Below are 19,638 nucleotides of genomic sequence, written 5' to 3'. Positions count from 1 at the left end.
TTAAGAGTTTAACTCTTAACTCTGCACTTACTAAGTTTTATTCGCCGGTAATCGATAGTTCATTAACCCAGATTTTCGGGCAAACCCCACCTGGCGTTAACTCTGGCTCTTTTTCTACATAAATAATTGACTTTAAGAGTTCCAAGAAATCGCCAGCAACAGTTGCTGACTCAATACTCGTCCTCACACCCTTATTAACTAGCCAACCATCAAACGGCAAAGAAAAGGAACCTTGCAAGGATTTAACTCCAGCATGGAGAGCTTGTAAATCATCGATAAAAATCACATTTTCAGCAGTTTCTAAGCTCAATTCTTGCTCAGGAGTTGCTGTTGAAAATACGTGATAAAAATTGGGGCTGACGCTGACTTTTGCACCAATACTAGCATTACCCGTTGGCTGGGCATTTAACCTTTTAGCGGTGCCTGCACTATGGAGAAATCCTGTTAAAACGCCATTTTCAATCAGCGAAATTTGACGAGTAGGAGTTCCTTCGCCATCAAAACTTTCCGCACCTACGTTAGCTGGGTGCAGTGCATCATCATAAACTGAAAGTAGAGGAGAAGCAATTTCCTTACCTAAATCATCAGGTGTAGATAGACTTTGATTGTCTAAAATACTTTGGGCATTGAATAAGTTAGAAAAAGCACCCAACAGACTTAAGAAAGCTTCCGGTGAGAAAACAACTCGATATTTACCAGTTTTGATTTTTTCATAATTCAAGTGACTGATAGTTTTATCGGCGGTTTCTTTGATGCAACCATGAATATCTAGATTATCTAAACTCTGGTTGATTCTATAAGCGCCTGCACTGCGAGGTTTCTTCCCATCTTCCTCAGTTTTACTGTAAAGATAAACTGATGACAAAGAGTGAGATTCAGTTCTTACTGCACCGTCGCTATTGAGATAAAATCTGTCAATATCTCTTTGAGACAAACCATTATAAGGTACACCTTTAATTGCTGGGTGAGCTGCCAATAATTCTTTTTCAGCTACCAACAATTTTTCTATAAGTTCAGCAACAGGTGCTTGAGGTGCTTTATGCAGAGGTTTACTTGGAATCGGAACAGTAGCCTCTGGACTAAAATCAGGAACATTCTCTTTAACACCAAAGAAACTGGCTTCGTAAGCAGTTTTCAAAGCTAATTCCAGTCCCTTGGGGTCTACATCTGTGGTGCTGGTGACACCCATCGTATTATCTTCATTCCACACACGAACAGTAACACCAGAGCGGTTTGAAGCTTTGACTTGTTTTGGCTCACCTTGGTCTACTTGCACGTTAGTGTCATCTACTGTTGAGCCGTAAATGTCGAATTTCTTAATGCCAAGCTTATCAGCATTATCCTTAGCAGAATTTGCAATTTCATTGATATTCGGCATAGTCAATTTTGGATTTTGGATTTTAGATTTTGGATTGGAAGCGATTCTATTTTGAATAATTAGATTTTGGATGTTATTGCTTGTACTTCTCTCATAGAGTTCTGACTGAAGGAAGACCCAAGCAATTTTGGATTTTAGATTTTAGATTGAACTAACGGAACAATCAGGTAACTTGAGCATTTTGGATTTTGAATTACAATATTCAAAATCCAAAATCTAAATCTAAAATTCTTATCTTCCACCAACGGTAATAGAATCAACCTTGATGTGGGGTTGTCCGACTGTGGTGTAAATACTGCCACTGACAGAGCCACAAAAGCCTGGTGCAATTTCCAAATCTTGGGAACACATGGAAATTTTATTCATAATTTCCTTAGCTTCACCGATGAGAATTGCTCCCTTCAGTGGTTTGGTGATTTTGCCATTTTCAATTAAATAAGCTTCATCAACACTAAAGTTAAATTGACCTGTAGCACCAACGCTACCACCACCCATCTTTTTACAGTAAATACCTTTATCAACAGAGGCAAATAATTCATCATTGCTATATTCGCCAGAATCAATATAAGTATTACGCATCCGGCTAGCAGCGGCATAGGTATAATTTTGGCGGCGTCCACTTCCAGTTCTGGGGTGTCCGGTGCGTGAGGAACCTGTTCTATCTGCTAAAAAGTTTTTCAGAACGCCTTTTTCAATTAAAAGGGTTCTTTGAGCAGGCATACCTTCGTCATCCATATCAATTGTTCCGAAGGCATTTTCAGAGCGCCCTTCATCCCAGGCTGTCAAACTTTCGTGGGCAATTTTTTCGCCTTTTTTGTCAGCAAAGGGTGTGGTATTACGTTCAATTTGAGTGGTTTCTAGCAGGTGTCCGCAAGCTTCGTGGAAAATTACGCCGCCAAAGTGATTGGCCATAATGATGGGATAAGTACCCGACTCCACGTAATCTGCGTAGAGCATTTTTCCAGCCGATTCTGCTATTTTCTCGGCGGCTTGTTGAGAATCCCAAGTTCTCAAGAAGTTGGCATCACTAGTATTACCCGCGCGATCGCCAATTGAGGTACGATTAGCACCATCAGCACACAACAGGTTAAATCCGACTGATTGGGTGAGGCGAATATCACGGGCAAAAGTCCCGTCACTAGCAGCGATTAAAACTTCTTGCCAATCCCGGAAATAGCTAGCACGGCGCGATTGGACGTGGCTAGCTTTTTGCTTCAGGTGGGCTGTACCATCTAGGAGGATTTCTCCCATTTCTCGGATGGAGCTACACACTGGTAGCCATGCATCTTTACCTCTTTTGGTAGCGTAATCTCTAAGTAATTCTAGGTTGATTTCGGGGATGAAAGCTTTAGCAGTGGGTAGTTGTAATCCTAAGATAGAAAGACCTTTTTCTAAGGCTGCTTTCAAACCGGAAAACGAAAGGTCATTAGTGCTAACGTAGCAGTCAGCTTTGCCACGAAATACCCTAACTCCTGCGCCTGTAGACAGACTGGGTGAAATACTCGTGATAGCGTCATCTTCTGCAAGAGAACTAATATAGTTGCGACGCTCTAAAAATAATTCAATGAAGTCAGCACCAGCGGCGCGTCCTAGTCCCAGAAGGGTAGCCAGGGGGGCTTCCCAGGTTTCATCGAAACGCTCTGGTGTGGAGGAATATTGAAGAGTAGGAAGTTGATTCGAGAGAAGTAGCGTACTTGTAAGCATGGGTAGCCTCGTCTGCTGGCGTAGTTCAGAGATTTGACTGAAAAATCCTAGTGTGTTCAGTCTAACAAATGAGTAAAAGCCACAGTTGCTAGAAAAACGTGTGGATTTCCCTCCCCTTTAACAACGCCTTGGCAAATCCGCCCACAGACTAGAAATTTAGAGCTATTTGACGAAAAATTCAGAAGTCAGAATACAAAAGCGGAGCAAGCAAAGCTCCGCTTTTGTATCAGTGTAGAATAAAATACAATTCTATTTATATATTTACTGACACTCTTCTCAAGTAAAGAATCCAGACTTTTCTTCTCAGGTTTATTTACGGTTTGCCATTCTTAGTGGAATTCTAACTGTTTCTTGCTGTTTGAAAGTCTGACCTAAATTAGAAGTTGGCTGTGTTGAGGCTAGATTCTTAAACAAGAGTTTTAGTGTTCGAGTAATAGTTTTAAGAATTTTCATTTTGCTAGCAGTCGGTTTTTCATCGTATCTCAAAACCATTGGAATTTCTACAATTTTTGGTTTGAGGGCTTTGGCTTTCAGCAGTAAATCTATCATGCAAGCAAATCCACTTTCAGTGAATAGATTGTCCCCATAATACATATCCAGTTTACTGAGGAAAGTACGGTTATACAGTCTGTAACCACAAGTGTAGTCTTTTACGCCTGGTACACGAGCGGCAATTCTGAAAAGCCAGCTGGCTCCGTAACTCAGCAGCTCTCTAAATTTTGATAAGCCTATGACTTTAGAACCTTTGCGATATCTAGACGCGATCGCAATATCATAGCTACCAGCTATCATAGTGTCATACATTTTTATTAGTAGCTCTGGTGGTTGAGTATTATCACAATCCATCGCAGCTAAAAAATCACCTTCATTGGAAATTTCCAAGAAAGTCGTAAAACCTGTTTTAATTGCTTGACCTAAACCAGCATTTTTGGGATGTTGGACTAATTTTAGTAATATACCTAGTGATTGAGATTCATCTATTGCAGTCTGAGCAGTTCTATCGCTACTGCCATCATCGACAAGAATCAGTTCTATCTCTATATTAAAGATTTGCTGCAATGTTTGAAACTTTTTGAACAAGGGTCGAATTGATTCTTGCTCGTTATATGCGGGTAAAAGAACAAAAAGACTCATAAAGACCTCGTGTGATTTTTAAAATAAGGTGTGATTACTCAAATTTCAAGAATTCAGTAATGCTGATTTTTTGAGAAATTCATCGACTTGTCGAACTACTGCGTTGTTGTTGACGCTATCATTGACCAACTGTGAGGTATTGACAACGAAAAAATCATCGTTTTCAGTACTCACTTTTGGAACAAGGCTGGAATAATTTAAAACTTGTAGTGGCTGTACTTTAATCGCTCGATTAATATGTGCTGCCACAATGTCATCGGCTTTGAGTTCGGGGAACATTAAACGTATACCTTGGAAAAATATTGGGCGTAATTCGTCATCTGGTTGTTTTAACAACGGGTCAGTGGAAAGGATATATTTTGGTAGGAATGTAATGTGATACCCTGCTGTCTCTTGTAAAGAAACTAAGTTACTCATACCGATAACTCCGGTAAAAGGAATATTTTTATCGGCAATATTCACTACGTAATAAGGAACTAGAGGCTTACGAGTAATCAGTACCATGCAGATTACACCCAGGTATTCTACTGTTTGAATAGTGTCTGCAACTTTCACCAGTTCCCTCGCAGCAACCTGTTGCAAAATATTAACTGGCCCAGTAAAGATGACTTTATCAAAATGCTCTTTTTTACCCTGAGATTCTACCCACATTCCACCCCCTGGATGAGGTGCGATATATTCAACTGCAACACCTTTGTGGATATTACCTCCAGCTGCGTAAATTAATTTTTCTATATGGTCAAAAACAGTTTTATAACCGCCTGAGACATAACCGAGTTGTTCTTTATTTAATGAAGAATCGCGCGCTGAAAATAGTCGTTTGATATAAGCCCAAATAAAAACTGCTGATATTCGCTTATAGTTTTCTCCTAATTTTGATAAAAGCAAAGGTTTCCAGAGTTTTTCGTATGTGTTTTTACCACCGAGTTTCAATAGCCAATCTTCAACTAAAATTTTCTCTAAGCGCCGCCAGTTATTAAGGCGCGAACCATATAAAAGAGTAAAGGCTAATCTGATTTTACCTAGAAGTCCAAATAGAGGAAAACGCAGGAATTCTATACTATTACTAATAGAATAAAACTTTTTATTGTCATAAAAGCCTGTTAAACTTCGATGCCAACGTAGTTTATCTCCAAGACCAATATCTCTAAGAAAATTTATTAAGTGAGTATCAGAAGGTAGGATAACGTGATAAAAGCGATCCCAGGTAAATAATCCGTAATCATGATAGGTAGTAAGTCCACCAAGCTGCTTATTACTATCAAAGACAGTGACTTGATGTCCTTGATGTGAAAGACGTTGAGCTAATACTAGGCCAGTGATGCCTCCGCCAACGATACCTATATTCATAAATTAAATTTAGATTTTGTGAAAATGTTTTAGAGGATGATGTTCGGAAACTGTTAATATTAATAATCTGAATCATAAAAGATTAATGTACAACTAGAATTACGCCAGTTATAATAACGGAAATCCCTAACCATTGGCTAAACATAACCTCTTCTTTTAAAAGATAGTGAGAAGCAATGGGTACAAATGCATACATTAATCCTAAAACTGGAAAGGCTTGACTTAAAGGAATTGTCCGCAATACATAAAGCCACAATATAGTCATAAATGTATAGCAGATAAACCAAATTAAAAAATAACGAGATAATAAGAGATTTTTGAGAGAGCCGCTTTCTCCTTTATTAGAGTTAGAGATGTAAAGTCCATACTTGAGTGAGAGTTGAGCAGTTGTTCCAAATAAAACAACAAGCATTAAATTTAGCCAAGTAAAAATACTCATTTTTAACTTTTCAAGTAATTATCTAAATTTGAGCTTTTTTATGGGGTTAACTACTAAAAGAACACCCAAGAATATAGTGATGACTCCTACTATTCGAGTTAACGTAATCACCTCATTAAAAAAGTAGTATGAGCCGAAAAGTATCCCGACATAATTTAAACTTGTCAGTGGATAAGCAATACTCAATTTTACAGATCGCAGAGCCAATATCCAATTTACTATACCTAAACAATAGACAGTAATAGCTAATGATAATTTTTGAAGAAAATCCCAAGTAAATACTCCTTCATTTGTATAAATCATGGCATTTTTCATTAGCAGTTGTCCACAGATACTAAGTAAAATACTTACAAATAAAATAATATAAGGGATTATTTTAAAGTTTGAACCTTGCGACATGGATTTCATAGTACTTTGCCTTAATCAAGATAGTAGGTATGAACCGGATAGTAAACAACCAGTTGTTTTAAACGTTTCATATCTCGGCAACACTTCAGTAAAGACAACAAAATTAAAAGGCTATGTTGAAGTGATTGATATCAAAATGATCTTTGAAGCTCATGCCTTAGAGTTAAAAACTAAATACTATGCAATATTCCAGGATGGTTGCTGTATCATGGCGGCGTTCGATATGATTGCTAGTAAAACACGCTTAATTGCTTGACTGGATTATACTCCCAACCAAACCAGTTTATTGCTTGGCAATTAGCACAATCAATTTAGAGTTTGCCTAACTGTGAATTACAGATATTTTCTGTGCTACCCAGGTTTGCTTAACACTATTTTCAGCGCGATCGCGATAATCTAATAGTGGATGCAGACATAGAGAAATTTGAGAAGTTTGTCACAAATTCTCTATACATAACATACACAAAGTTTGCAGTGTGCGTAGATGTAGCCAGTCGTAGACATCGCTGATGTTGAACTCTGATTCCACCCACATATTTAACAGATGCACCTAAATCAAAATGGATTACCAGAATTTTTGATTAATCCATTCATTAACTTTCTATCAGTGGTATCCTGCTGTAGAAATCTTTTGAAGATACTATTGATATTCTCAAGCTATAAAACCTAGCTGGATTGAGAAATATTCTCTATTTGCTCCAAAAAAGTGGATTAATGTACTGACATATGATAAAATTTATCCCGGCTCACAGACATATCTGTAATCTTGGCTGGCAATTAAGCCGATTTATAAAAGTAATGGTTTTTACTCAAATGGAGTATGTATACGTGCTCTTTTTGGGCATGGGAACACAAGAATTAATACAAGTCTGACTAGCTGCGTAAATAATAGAGAGATAAATCAACCTACACTACAGTAATACGCTTTACAGATTTATCGGGAATTTTACTGGATGTCCAAACGGAGCTTTTTTACAAAACAACTAATGCAAACTGAAGTTGGCTAATCAACTTTCAATTGAGATTGCATTGAATTTGAGATATTTCTACACCATCTAATATTAGGTTGGCTTGACTTTTCCACGTGATTTTATTTAAATAGGCTTTTTCCTCCAAATTTATTGTTACATGTAATTACTTACTAGAATACCATGAGAAAAGCATGTTGCAAATTTATCGCTGTACTTTATCAAAAATTTATCTACTGACAAATACACTTAAACAAAAACTTCATAAAATAAAAATCTTCCTCTATTAGGAATTATTGCCTGGGAAATTTGTACATTTATGAAGTAATTTATGGTATTAAAGTTCTATAACTAAAGAGTTAGTATTAGACTCGATAAATGCAAAGCTAAAAAGCCAAAAGTTGACCCAAGGAAAATTCAAACTTGAACAAGACTACTTGCGGTGACCGGATCGCACAACGTTATACTAAATTACAACCTGAATTTTTAGATGACAATTGAGGTTGGAATTATTTTTTATCTATTTACAAAATATTCATCTAAATTCACATATTTCAGATAGAGTTAGTAGTCTGCCAATTTTCCTTCGCTGGGTAGAGGTTTTTTTTATTATTTGGACTGACTATTTTCATCAAAGTCTGTTGGTAATAATGATTAACAATCCAAACTGGTGCCAAGATATTAATCCTTGAGGTAAAATCAAGCTAATAGCTCCAAAGTAGGCAATTTCATTGGTACTCTTTTTGAACAAGTAGGCAGTAGCTCAAACAGTACATAATGGTATAAAGAGAAACAACGCTAAGTTTCCTTGGTTGGATAGAGGTTTCTCTAGGTTGTTTTCCTATTGTTTGGACTCATTATTTTCCAAAAGTCTGTTGGTAATGACGAAGACAATGATTAATAGTCCAAACTGAATCTGCCAAGGTGCTAATATTAAACTTAAGATCAAGCTAATCGCTGCGAATACACCTGCAAGATATGCTATTTCATCAGTACTCTTTTTGAACAAGTAGCCTGTAGCTAAAGCAGTACATAGTGGTATCAAGAAAAACAAAAGCATTTTACTAACCTCTGAACTAAAGGTTGTAGTGTTTTTAGAACAAATTTTTTGGAAGTGTGGTTAATCTTACATCCAATAAGGTTTTGGCTACAACAGTCGAGCGAAATAAATATTATAGAAAATCAAGATTATGCAAGGTTGTATTTTATGCCAATTGGAATAATTATTGCAATAGATGAAGCGCCAAAAGCTTGACAACTCTTATTCTGTGTTCGAGTGTGCGTAGCAATATTTAAAATTTGGTACGAGATGCTACGCGAGATTGCGTGGTGTTTAGTAACAGACAATTCCTGTGGGTGATGCTACTTTTGTCCTTCTCGTGACTTAGCCAAGCTGGGTTGTGCTAGACAAATTCTCATTCATCTACGCAAATTGGAAGGGTTATAAAACTTGCGTAGCTGGGTTTTGTCTATTTGGCCAATTACACTCTTGCGAACAATCATCTGGTAAATTAGCTTAAAACTTTGGACTTGCGCCAGGATAAGGATCTAGCATATTACCTTTAGAAGTAGCATTTTCATTTTAGACACCTAATGCTGAACATTCCTCAAATACTGGCAACTGAAATCAACCTCAAATCCCATCAGGTGCAAAACGCGCTGGAACTTTTGGCGGAGGGTGCAACAATTCCCTTTATTGCACGTTACCGCAAAGAACGCACCGATGAGATGAATGAAGTGCAACTACGCGAACTGGCCGATCGCTATACTTATTTAACAGAACTAGAAGAACGAAAATCGGTTATTTTAAGTGCGATCGCCCAACAAGGTAAACTTACAGATGAACTCAAAGCCAAAATCTCATCCTGCTTACAAAAAACCGAACTTGAGGATTTATATCTACCCTATCGCCCAAAACGCCGCACCCGCGCCACTATCGCCAGAGAAAAAGGACTCGAACCACTGGCGGAATTCATCAAGTCGCTAAATATCAAAAATGCTGCAATTGCATCCTTGGAGTCAGAAGCAGCTAAGTATATTTCACAAACGCAGGGAGTAAAAACAGCAGAAGAAGCACTCAAAGGTGCTGCTGATATTTTGGCGGAAGAAGTAGCTGAAAAAGCTGAGTTACGCGCATATATCCGCGATTATCTTTTAGAGGAAGGGGTATTTGTCTCCCGCATCAAAGATGATTATCCCGAAGGTACAACCAAATTTGAGATGTACCGTAACTATAAAATTAAGGTAAAAAATATTGCACCACACAATATGCTGGCGTTGTGTCGGGGTGAAACTGAAAAAATATTAAGCTTTGAAATTGCTTTCGATGAGGATGCGGTACTTTACTATCTTGAGTCGAAAGAGATCAAAACCAAAGTACGGACAATTCGAGATTTTTATCAGGCGATGCTGAAGGATGCATTCAATCGTTTGATGAAAGTCTCTCTTATGGGAGAGGTTATTGCTGAGAAAAAAGTTTACGCAGACATAGAATCAATTAAGACATTTGAAACTAATCTGCGGGAGTTACTGCTATCTGCACCAGCAGGGATGAAACCAACCCTGGCGATAGACCCTGGATTTAGAACTGGGTGTAAAGTTGCTGTCCTCGACCAAACGGGAAAATTTTTGGAATACCAAGCGGTTTTTCCCCATCAAGCGGCTGAACAGCGACTCAAAGCTGCACAAACTGTCAAAAATTTAATTGAAAAATACAAGATTGAGTTAATCGCCATTGGTAACGGTACAGCGTCCCGCGAGACAGAGGAGTTTGTCACGCAAGTATTGCAAAATATAGAACGCAAACCAGTTAAGGTGATGGTGAATGAATCTGGCGCATCTATATATTCTGCAAGTACTGTAGCGCTAGAAGAGTTTCCCGATTTAGATGTTACCGTGCGCGGTGCAATTAGTATCGGTCGCCGTTTGCAAGACCCCTTAGCAGAACTGGTGAAAATCGATCCCAAATCTATTGGTGTGGGACAATATCAGCACGATGTCGATCAGAAATTGTTGAAAAAGAAATTGGATGACACTGTAGAAAGCTGCGTTAACTACGTCGGCGTAGACTTAAACACCGCATCCAAAGAACTTTTAACTTCCGTCTCTGGGATTACGGCAACAGTTGCTAATAATATTGTCGCTCATCGCAACCAGAATGGAGCCTTTAAAAATCGCCGACAATTGTTGAAAATTCCGAAGTTAGGGCCAAAAGCATTTGAACAAGCGGCGGGTTTTCTGCGGATTCGCGGCGGTGATAACCCTTTGGATAATACAGCAGTGCATCCAGAGAGTTATTCTGTAGTAGAAGCGATCGCATCCGATCTAAATGTGCCATTAAATCAGGTAACACAAATTGCCGAAAAACTCAAAAAGACCAACCTGAAAAAATACGTTACCGATAGCGTCGGCGAACCCACACTGCGCGACATCCTCAGCGAACTTGAAAAACCAGGTAGAGATCCTCGGGCTGAGTTTAAGTATGCCACCTTCAAAGAAGGAATTAACGAAATCAGGGATTTAAAGGTGGGAATGGAACTAGAGGGAATCGTGACGAACGTCGCCAACTTCGGTGCTTTTGTCGATATCGGCGTACATCAAGATGGCTTGGTGCATATATCCCAACTTGCTGATAGATTTGTAGACGATCCCAATAAAATTGTCAAAGTTGGACAAGTAGTGAAAGTGCAGGTGTTAGAAATCAACGAGAAACTCAAACGGATTAGTTTGTCGATGAAAGCAGTTAAACAATAATTAGAAACAGCAGATGGCAGTTTATCAAGTTCGATTTATCAATCCTACACTTGGATTAGATCGCACCATTCCAGTACCAGACGATCAATATATTCTAGATATGGCGGAAGAAGCTGGTATCCGCTTACCATCTGGGTGTAAACAAGGCGAATGTTCTGCGTGTATTGCTAAACTTATTAGTGGTGAAATCGATCAAAGCGAGCAAAAATTTCTGCGTCCAAGTGAAATACAGGCTGGTTATGTTGTTACTTGTGTAACTTACCCTTTGTCTGATTGCACTTTAGAAACCCATCAAGAACAAGTCTTATATAAATCAGCCCTTTACTATAAGCCTGAGTCGGGAAAACCTGAGTGATTTTTGCCTTGTGACATTAAATTAATCTTAAATTTCTAGGGTGTGTTAAGTTTGTTTAACGCACCCTTTAAAACATTGCAATATGTTAGACATCTTCAGAAATTAATATGTGTTATCCACAATCCTTATAGAGAGGTAGTACTGCTATGTCTTTACTCCTATGTCTAATGTATAGGCGTACAGATGCGCCCATTAAAACCCATTAAATATATTTAAAACCGCTATATTTTTCTCAACGATAGGCCTAATGGTAGAAAGAAATTCTATCTTGCAAGGGAGGTGAAACCCTAGTAAATAGTTAAAGATGATATAAGAAGTCGCAAAAAAAATCTCTAGTTATTAGGTAAAAACAATGTTGACTCCATTTTTAACCGCGCTAGCTACAGCTTTGAGCTTGTTGATTGTTGATATCGTTGTTCCAGGCGTTAATATTGCTAATTTCCCCGCCGCTATAATTGCTGCTTTAGTAATTGGTCTAATTAACGGTTCAGTTAAACCAGTTCTGTCTGCCCTTTCTCTACCACTTAACTTTCTCTCATTTGGAGCATTTTCGCTCGTTGTCAACGGTTTATGTTTCTGGTTAGCAGCAGTGCTAGTTCCTGGGTTCGCAGTTCGCGGAATTATTGGTTTCTTGCTTGGGCCAGTAATTTTAACTTTTGCGAACACTTTTATTAACAACTACTTTGTTGAAAGAAACCTTTTAACCAGCAGTGGTGATGTAAAGAATCAAGCTGAATTACCTTCTTCTAGATAAGTTTAGAACGAATAGAAACGCCAGTTAAATCACGTTTCTCACCTACATAAAATCTCCGAAGGTGGATTTCCTAATTCGGCATCATCAAATGAATGTAATTAAACAAAATCACAAAGTTGTAAAATCATGAAATTAGTTCGTTTTCTTCTAGGTTTGTTAGTTCCTCCTTTAGGTGTTTTCTTGACAGTTGGAGTTGGCCCGACGCTGATTATTAATATTTTGCTCACAGTTTTAGGTTGGCTTCCTGGTAGTATTCATGCAATTTGGGTTATAGCCAAGCATGACGAACAACTTAATCAAGAAGGGCGTATTTACTAATACGCAATCAATATTAAAGGGAGCATCCCTTAACACCTTCTCCCAAATTGGGAGAAGGGGGAGTCAATTTTAAAGTCCCTCTTCCAAGCTTGGGAGAGGGACTTTAATTCATGTGATAAGTCTAATGAAAAATGCTATTTCAACAAAAAAATAGGGTGAGAATTTCCCACCCTATTTTTTCTAAGTCAATTAAATACCAAAGCAGTCTATTTATGAATAGTCTCGCGTTCTTTATCAGCAGGTTGCTTATCTTTGAACAAGTCAGCCGCCGTTAAGAGTAACTGCCTCAACGTTTGTTTTATTTGGCGCTCTTTTCTTGCTAAAGATGTACCAGCTTCACCTAATTGCTCTTCTAACTGCGATCGCTTCTGTTCTACCTGTACAGCCATCGATTCTGCTTGGGGACGAGCTTTATCATACCAGTGTTTCGCCTCGTCTAGATAATCTTGAACTTCCATATTCCGCCCACCATAGCGTGCAGCCATATTAGCTCGGACAATGGCTAGCTGCGCTTGCAGTTGCGCGTAACGTTTCTTTAACAATCCGACTTCTTCACTATCTTTAATAGCATTGACAGCAGAATCAATCGCAGTTTTGGTACTTGCAGGTTTTTCCTTACCCGTCTCTTCAATTTCTGCCAGAATTACATCAACCTCTTGTTGGAGTTGTTCTTCTTCACCGTCAAGTTGAGCCTGTAGGCGCTTGATATCTGTCTGAGTTTGAGCAATACTTTCGTGTCTTTTGCTATTAATCCCTTCCAACGCTCCTTCAATGGAAGCTGTCACTTCATCTTTGAGTTCGCTACCTTTTTCTTGGAAGTTTTCAATTACAGCAGAAACAGCATCTTTCACAATGCTACGAACTTCAGTAGAACCTTGTTTAAACTCAGAAGCTACTTGAGAAACTGCGGATTTTACTATTTCTCGAATCCGCTCAGTTCTCAATTGTCCAGTTTCTTTTGCTTGTTGCAAGTCGGCTTGAATTTGTTGTTTGATATTGTTAGGCATTTTCAACTCGGAGAATTTAACTAGTTGGGATAATATTTTCTCTTAATGTTCCTACATCCATATTATGGCGTAGCCCAAACTGACTTGGTACTTCCTTTAGATATAAAATTGCAGTCCCAAAGAGGTGATGTGTAAGATGTTGCCCATTTGTGAGATGATGAATATTTAGTGGTAGTAATTGGAAGTGAAATATGTGGCAAGTAAATATTACTTGTTCGGATGATGCCTGGAAAATCTATGGTGTTGATTTTAAAGCAATCGCAGCGAAATATCAAGGTGAATTAATTAGTTCCAAAAAAATGCCAAATGGTACGCGCATCATGTCTTATAAAATTGAAGATGTGAGCGATGCAGAAGCCTTTCAAGAAGATTGTGCAAATTTTGCTGGATTTACAACTGACTTTGAATCCCTCTAATATTGGTTTTAATACTTATGCCTACAACTAGTATGTTCAAATCTGGAGAAATTAATTGAAGAAACTACTTACATTAGTATTAGTAACGTTTTTGTTATTAATCAGTACTTTTCCTTTGCCTGTTAGGGCAGCAGACACAGTTAACGGCGAACAAATATTTAGCGTTCATTGTGCTGGTTGTCATATCAACGGTAGCAATATTATCAGGCGAGGTAAAAATCTCAAAAAGTCAGCCCTGAAAAAGTATGGTATGGATTCAATAGAGGCAATTACATCTATAGTTACCAATGGTAAAAATAATATGTCAGCCTACAAAGAGCGTCTCACCGAACAGCAAATTCAAGACGTTGCTGCTTACGTTCTCGAACAAGCTGAAAAAGGCTGGCGTTAAAAAGTTAGGAGTTGGGAGTTGGAAGTTAGAAGTTAAGACTTTAGCTGTTATTAGCTCTGGCAGTCTTAAATCATTCATAATAAAGTAGAACAGTTAAAAAGGCTGTAAAACCCCCTTGTCAACTCACTAATTATTAACTCTTCTCACTCCTAACTCTTAACTCCTAACTTATAACTCCTCACTCATAAATTGAAAATGAACTTACCCGCAGCTAGTCGTCTCCAATTTACCCCCGATTTGAACATCTGCCGCATATTAAATGGGATGTGGCAAGTCTCCGGCGCACACGGGCAGATCAATCCCCAAGCCGCTATTGAGACTATGTTCAAATATTTAGATGCAGGTTTTACTACTTGGGATTTAGCAGATCATTATGGCCCTGCGGAAGACTTTATTGGTGAGTTTCGTTGCCAACTAATTGATACTCGTGGGAAAGATGCTTTATCTCAAGTACAAGCTTTTACGAAATGGGTACCTCGTCCAGGCAAAATGACCAAGAAACTGGTCGAGGAAAATATTGATATTTCCTTGAGAAGGATGAATGTGAAATCGTTAGATTTGATGCAATTCCACTGGTGGGAATATCAGGATAAAAATTACCTGGATGCCCTCAAATATATGGCAGAACTTCAGACTGAGGGTAAAATTAAGCATTTAGGTTTAACTAATTTTGACACGGAAAACTTGAAGATTATTACTGAAGCAGGTATCAAAATTGTTTCTAACCAAGTGCAATTTTCCCTGGTTGACCGCCGTCCTGAAGTTAATATGGTAGAGTTTTGTCAACAGCATGACATAAAGCTTTTTACTTATGGTACGCTGTGCGGCGGTTTGTTATCAGAAAACTATTTGGGTAAACCAGAACCGCGAGGATTTGATTTGTCCACTGCTAGTTTGAAAAAATATAAAAATATGATCGATGCTTGGGGTGGTTGGCGATTATTTCAAGAGTTGCTGGCTATCCTGAAGGAAATTGCTAATAAGCATGGAGTCAGCATTTCAAATGTGGCAGTGCGTTACATTTTAGATCGGCCAACTGTGGGCGGTGTGATAGTTGGTGCCAGACTTGGAGTATCTGAACATATAGAAGATAACGCCAAAGTATTTAGTTTTAGTTTAGATGAAGACGATCGCGATCGCATCAATGCAGTATCTCGCCAATCACGCGATTTGTACCAGCTAATCGGCGATTGCGGCGACGAATATCGGCGATAACCATTAACGCCTTGGCTTTGTTGACGATTGAATTTACTGATAATACGGTGAAGGTTATTGTGCAATCTACCCTTGCAAACCATGCCGCTAAACTTTGCCTTCGCCCTCAGTCAACAGCAAGCTTTTGAACTGCGCTGTGATTATGGTTCACGCCGCTTGGATAAAACGGAGTTGGCAGCACTCATTGATTTGTGTGAGCAAAATTACTATGCTCAACAAAGAGATCGCCTACCCTATCTCACCCAGTTGGGACGGCAACTCTATCAATGGCTGGATGGTAAAGAAGGATGGCTGAGAAAGTCGCTGGATGAGGCGGATGAGCAAACGATTTATCTCGATTTGATTCAAACCAGCGAAGCGCAGGGGTTGAACCCGGAAACAGAACGGGTAGCGTTGGGATTGGCACATTTGCCTTGGGAATTGCTACATGATGGTGCAGGGTTTTTAATCGAACGCCAGAATCTTTCCGTTTTGCCCGTGCGTTCTGTGCAGCAGCGTCAAACCCAAGTTATCGGCGTGCAAAATCGCCCGTTGCGGTTGCTGTTTATGGCAACTTCTCCTGAAGATCCCAGAGTTCCACCATTAGGGTTTGAGCAGGAAGAAGCGAACATTTTGCAAGCAACTAAAGATCAGCCTTTGGCGTTGATTGTTGAGGAAAGTGGCTCGGTTGCAGAGTTAGCCAATTTGGTGAAATCCTACCCAGAAGACTATTTTGATGTCTTTCACCTCACGGGACACGGGATAATTTATACCCAACAAGGCTACGGCTCTTTGCTGCCAACAGGTGTAACGCTGGCAGACAATACCCCCTGCTTCATCACTGAAGATGAGGTGGGAAATATGCAACTGACTACCGTCAACGACTTAGCTAGAGCCTTTCGGGGACGTTGGCCGCGTGTAACTTTTCTCTCTGGTTGTCATACGGGACAGGTTCCTAACAAGGGGACAGTACCCTCGATGGCGCAGGCATTGGTGAAGGCGGGAGCAGGTATAGTTTTAGGCTGGGCGCGTCCAGTGTATGACCGCACGGGTATTGTAGCGGCACAGGCACTTTATCAAGCTTTGGCGACGGGGGCAACTGTTGAAGAAGCAGTCAAAGCAGCGCAGCAGGAGATGATTGACAAAGAATGCACCGACTGGCATCTGTTGCGGATGTATAGGGATACGCGCCCCATTGCAGAACTGGTGACACCTCTGAGAACAAGAAATCGTGAAAAGCTGAAGTTTACAGCGCCAGAGCAAGAATTTCTCGATGAGAATAATCTAGTTAAAGTTGCCAGTCGGTTTGAGTTTGTCGGACGCAGACGACCTTTGCAACGGTGTCTCAGGGCATTGCGGGAAACCAGCGACCAAATCGGGGTGTTTATTGCTGGGATGGGCGGACTGGGGAAAAGTACCCTGGCGGCGCGGTTATGTACGCGGGTGCAGACGCAGCGTGATAATTTTGCGCGAGTTGTGTTGATTGGCCCTCTGGATGAGATAGGTTTGCTGAATAAGCTTTCTAATAAGTATGAGCGGTTTGCCGATGTGCCAGCACTTTTGAATGAACCAAAAGTGTCTCTTAAAGGGCGGTTGCAAAACTTTTTTGCAGCGATTGAAAATGAACACAACCAACCTTTGCTGCTGGTGCTGGATGACTTTGAGCAGAATATCCCCACAGCTAATATTGAAGATGGTTCGCTGCGGATGACGGCAGAGGCTTATGAAATTTTAGGGGCGATTTGTGCGGCATTGGCGGAGAACGGGGTAGAAAGTCGGCTGATTGTCACCTGTCGCTATTTGAAAGAAAACACTTTGCCACCTCATCGCCTGCATTTGGAATCTTTGGCAGGGATGAGCAGCAGTGATATTGATAAAATCTGCTTTCCCTTAGATAAAGAAGTTAGACAGCAGTTAAGAACTCAGCGGATTATTCACATTGCTGATGGTAATCCCCGGTTGCTGAAGTGGTTGTTAGAGGTGATTCAGCAGCCGGGATTAGCGGCGGATGAATTATTGAATCGGCTGGAGGCGACTGAGCAGAAATTCCGCGAAGATATTTTGGCACGAACTCTGCTGGATGCTTTGGAACCGGAAGAACAAAAGTTTCTCGCGCGGTTGAGTGTGTTTCATCTGCCAGTGATGGAGGATATTATCAGGGCAATTTCTACCGCCGACGAATTGGCAGTTTTGGGCAAGTTAACCAGCCTTAGCCTAATCGAGTCCGCCACCACTCACCCCAACCAGCCAGCTAATTATCGGGTGACGACAATTTTAGAACCGTTGTTAGAACCAGTGTTGAGTGAGGAAGAATGGCAAGCAACGCGACAGCAAGCGGTGAGGAAAATCCATCAAGCTTGGTGGGAGGAGACTGGCAAATGCACGGAAGCAGAAGCACTGGAAATTGTGCGCTTGGGATTGCTGGCAAGAGAACAGGAAATTGCTGTCAGCATCGGGCATACAATTGCAACCCTTTGGGTGAACAATTCCCGGTTTGTGGAAGCTTTTGATTTATATGAGCAAATTCTGGCAGTTTTTCAAGACTACCGCATCTTAGGAGCCATTACTTATGTGGAAGGGGTTTTGGGGTTTTTTGAAGAGGCGCTTGCTCATTCTCTGCAAGCCTTAAACCTTTGCCCTGAAAAAGACGACATTTGCAAAGCCGGAATTCTACATGAAAGAGGATGGCTAATTTACCGACAAGGAGATATTGAAAGAGCGCTTGATTTGTGGCAGCAATCTTTGAAAATTAAAAAATGTATTGGCGATATTAATGGCAAAGCCCCAATTCTCAATGATATAGCAAGGGTAATTGCCCAACAAGGAGATATTGAAAGAGCGCTTGACTTGTTGCAGGAATCTTTGGACATACATGAACGTATCAACTATGTGGCTGGCAAAGCCGCTACCCTCCACGAAATAGCATGGCTAACTTACCGACAAGGAGATATTGAAAGAGCGCTTGATTTGTGGCAGCAATCTTTGGAAATTAAAGAAAGTATTGGCAATCTTAAAGGCAAAGTGGCAAGTATTCAAGACATGGTGTGGGTCATTGCCCAAAAAGGAGATATTGAAAGAGCACTTGAGTTGTTACAACAAAGTTTGGAAATATGTGAGCGGATTGGCGATGTCGCTGGTAAAGCCATCACCCTCAACAACATGGCTCAAATAATTGCCAACCAAGGGTACATTCCAAAAGCGATCGCACTCTGGGAGCAATCTTTGGAAATATGTGAGCGAATTGGTGATGTCCAAGGTAAAGCCACTATCCTCAGCAACATGGCTCAGGTAATCGCTCAAAAAGGGGACATCCCAAAAGCGATCGCACTTTGGGAGCAATCCTTAGAAATAAAGGAGCAGATTGGCGATGCCAAAGGCAAAGCTACTACCCTCAACAACATAGCAGGAGTAATTGCCCAACAAGGGGACATCTCAAAAGCGATCGCACTTTGGGAGCAAGTTGCTTCCACACTTGCACAAATAAGTGCCTATAGTGATTTGGTAAAACTTCTGAGCAATTTAGCTGTAGCAGATGAAAGCAGTGGTTTGGTTTACCTAGCTCAAGCAGTCTGGCTGACGCTAAAAATTCAAGCCCCTTTAGCAAATACCATTCAGTTAATCTGTGTTTTATACAATGCAGTCTCTGAAGGTGATGAATTAGGAGCTTTGCTAGGAACAACGGCAATGTTCTTTTGCCTGCTCCGAGGTGAAGGTCATCCGCAGTTAGAGGAACTCCAAGAGCGCAGTTGGAAGATTGTATTAGGGGCTGCGGGTGGACAAGGAATTAAAACAAAGGAAGCGTTTAAAGCTTGGTATATCCAGCAACGACTACATGATCCAAAATATTTCCTCCCCCGACTCAATCAACACCTAAACGATATAGTCGGCGATGGGTGGTTGTTTGACCCCAGTCAAGTTTCAATCGGTGAATAAGGGGAAATGCGATCGCGTTAATCTTAATGATTTTTGTTGGCTTGCCCAGAGAGGAGATGCAATGAAGATAAGGGAGATGCGATCGCGTTAATCTTAAATTAATTGCTCACAATCTAACCAGCTTATGCAGTCCTTC

17 protein-coding genes are annotated in these 19,638 nt (G+C 40.1%); 9 read left to right on the top strand and 8 right to left on the bottom strand.

Features of this window, described 5'->3' with window-relative positions:
- Positions 1 to 37: 37 nt before the first annotated feature.
- From RMX89_RS05440 to RMX89_RS05415, 6 genes are all read right to left on the bottom strand, one after another.
- Positions 38 to 1,378 (bottom strand): TldD/PmbA family protein, encoded by a 1,341-nt coding sequence (locus tag RMX89_RS05440; RefSeq protein WP_322688196.1) that lies wholly within the window; start codon positions 1,376 to 1,378, stop codon positions 38 to 40.
- 231 nt (positions 1,379 to 1,609) lie between these two features.
- The gene (locus RMX89_RS05435; RefSeq protein ID WP_322688195.1) at positions 1,610 to 3,082 is read right to left on the bottom strand and encodes a TldD/PmbA family protein; all 1,473 of its coding nucleotides are present in this window, start codon (positions 3,080 to 3,082) and stop codon (positions 1,610 to 1,612) included.
- A gap of 309 nt (positions 3,083 to 3,391) precedes the next feature.
- The gene (locus RMX89_RS05430; protein ID WP_322669505.1) at positions 3,392 to 4,216 is read right to left on the bottom strand and encodes a glycosyltransferase family 2 protein; all 825 of its coding nucleotides are present in this window, start codon (positions 4,214 to 4,216) and stop codon (positions 3,392 to 3,394) included.
- A gap of 45 nt (positions 4,217 to 4,261) precedes the next feature.
- The gene (locus RMX89_RS05425; RefSeq protein WP_322688194.1) at positions 4,262 to 5,566 is read right to left on the bottom strand and encodes an NAD(P)/FAD-dependent oxidoreductase; all 1,305 of its coding nucleotides are present in this window, start codon (positions 5,564 to 5,566) and stop codon (positions 4,262 to 4,264) included.
- Between the two features lie 82 nt (positions 5,567 to 5,648).
- Positions 5,649 to 6,005, bottom strand: coding sequence for an EamA family transporter (locus RMX89_RS05420; protein ID WP_292784161.1), 357 nt, complete (start codon positions 6,003 to 6,005; stop codon positions 5,649 to 5,651).
- 18 nt (positions 6,006 to 6,023) lie between these two features.
- On the bottom strand, positions 6,024 to 6,404 hold the full coding sequence (locus tag RMX89_RS05415) for an EamA family transporter (RefSeq protein ID WP_322669850.1): 381 nt from the start codon (positions 6,402 to 6,404) through the stop codon (positions 6,024 to 6,026).
- Here RMX89_RS05415 and RMX89_RS05410 point away from each other — a divergent pair.
- Positions 6,403 to 6,669, top strand: coding sequence for a hypothetical protein (locus RMX89_RS05410; RefSeq protein ID WP_322682561.1), 267 nt, complete (start codon positions 6,403 to 6,405; stop codon positions 6,667 to 6,669). The two genes, RMX89_RS05415 and RMX89_RS05410, sit on opposite strands and share 2 nt — an antisense overlap.
- A 1,553-nt stretch (positions 6,670 to 8,222) precedes the next feature.
- On the opposite strand, the gene RMX89_RS05405 is transcribed toward RMX89_RS05410, so the two are convergent.
- A complete protein-coding gene (locus tag RMX89_RS05405; protein WP_322682562.1) occupies positions 8,223 to 8,441 on the bottom strand; it encodes a hypothetical protein in 219 nt (72 codons plus the stop codon).
- A 533-nt stretch (positions 8,442 to 8,974) separates the two neighbouring features.
- Between RMX89_RS05405 and RMX89_RS05400 the strand changes: the two genes are divergently transcribed.
- The 4 genes from RMX89_RS05400 to RMX89_RS05385 all read left to right on the top strand — a co-directional run bounded on the left by RMX89_RS05400 (position 8,975) and on the right by RMX89_RS05385 (position 12,561).
- A complete protein-coding gene (locus RMX89_RS05400) occupies positions 8,975 to 11,134 on the top strand; it encodes a Tex family protein (protein WP_322688193.1) in 2,160 nt (719 codons plus the stop codon).
- A gap of 13 nt (positions 11,135 to 11,147) precedes the next feature.
- Positions 11,148 to 11,489: a 2Fe-2S iron-sulfur cluster-binding protein gene (locus RMX89_RS05395; protein WP_322669500.1), complete on the top strand. Its 342-nt coding sequence runs from the start codon at positions 11,148 to 11,150 to the stop codon at positions 11,487 to 11,489.
- A 352-nt stretch (positions 11,490 to 11,841) separates the two neighbouring features.
- Entirely contained in the window at positions 11,842 to 12,243 is a 402-nt protein-coding gene (locus RMX89_RS05390) for a phage holin family protein (RefSeq protein ID WP_322669499.1), read from the top strand.
- Positions 12,244 to 12,369: 126 nt separating this feature from the next.
- Entirely contained in the window at positions 12,370 to 12,561 is a 192-nt protein-coding gene (locus RMX89_RS05385) for a YqaE/Pmp3 family membrane protein (RefSeq protein WP_322669498.1), read from the top strand.
- Between the two features lie 206 nt (positions 12,562 to 12,767).
- Here RMX89_RS05385 and RMX89_RS05380 read toward each other — a convergent pair whose 3' ends face one another.
- On the bottom strand, positions 12,768 to 13,568 hold the full coding sequence (locus RMX89_RS05380) for a histidine kinase (protein WP_322669497.1): 801 nt from the start codon (positions 13,566 to 13,568) through the stop codon (positions 12,768 to 12,770).
- Between the two features lie 191 nt (positions 13,569 to 13,759).
- Between RMX89_RS05380 and RMX89_RS05375 the strand changes: the two genes are divergently transcribed.
- The 4 genes from RMX89_RS05375 to RMX89_RS05360 all read left to right on the top strand — a co-directional run bounded on the left by RMX89_RS05375 (position 13,760) and on the right by RMX89_RS05360 (position 19,502).
- Entirely contained in the window at positions 13,760 to 13,984 is a 225-nt protein-coding gene (locus RMX89_RS05375) for a hypothetical protein (protein WP_322669496.1), read from the top strand.
- A gap of 55 nt (positions 13,985 to 14,039) precedes the next feature.
- Positions 14,040 to 14,375 carry a cytochrome c6 PetJ gene (petJ, locus tag RMX89_RS05370; protein ID WP_322688192.1) on the top strand — a complete coding sequence of 112 codons (336 nt, stop codon included), beginning with the start codon at positions 14,040 to 14,042 and terminating at the stop codon, positions 14,373 to 14,375.
- Positions 14,376 to 14,570: 195 nt separating this feature from the next.
- The gene (locus RMX89_RS05365; RefSeq protein WP_322688191.1) at positions 14,571 to 15,590 is read left to right on the top strand and encodes an aldo/keto reductase; all 1,020 of its coding nucleotides are present in this window, start codon (positions 14,571 to 14,573) and stop codon (positions 15,588 to 15,590) included.
- Positions 15,591 to 15,671: 81 nt separating this feature from the next.
- On the top strand, positions 15,672 to 19,502 hold the full coding sequence (locus RMX89_RS05360; RefSeq protein WP_322688190.1) for a tetratricopeptide repeat protein: 3,831 nt from the start codon (positions 15,672 to 15,674) through the stop codon (positions 19,500 to 19,502).
- Positions 19,503 to 19,638: the final 136 nt, after the last annotated feature.

This window comes from Nostoc sp. DedSLP04 (assembly GCF_034530775.1).
In the GTDB taxonomy this organism is placed as follows: domain Bacteria; phylum Cyanobacteriota; class Cyanobacteriia; order Cyanobacteriales; family Nostocaceae; genus Nostoc.
The sequence above is the reverse complement of the archived record's forward strand: the minus strand, read 5'-3'. Positions and strand labels throughout refer to the sequence as shown.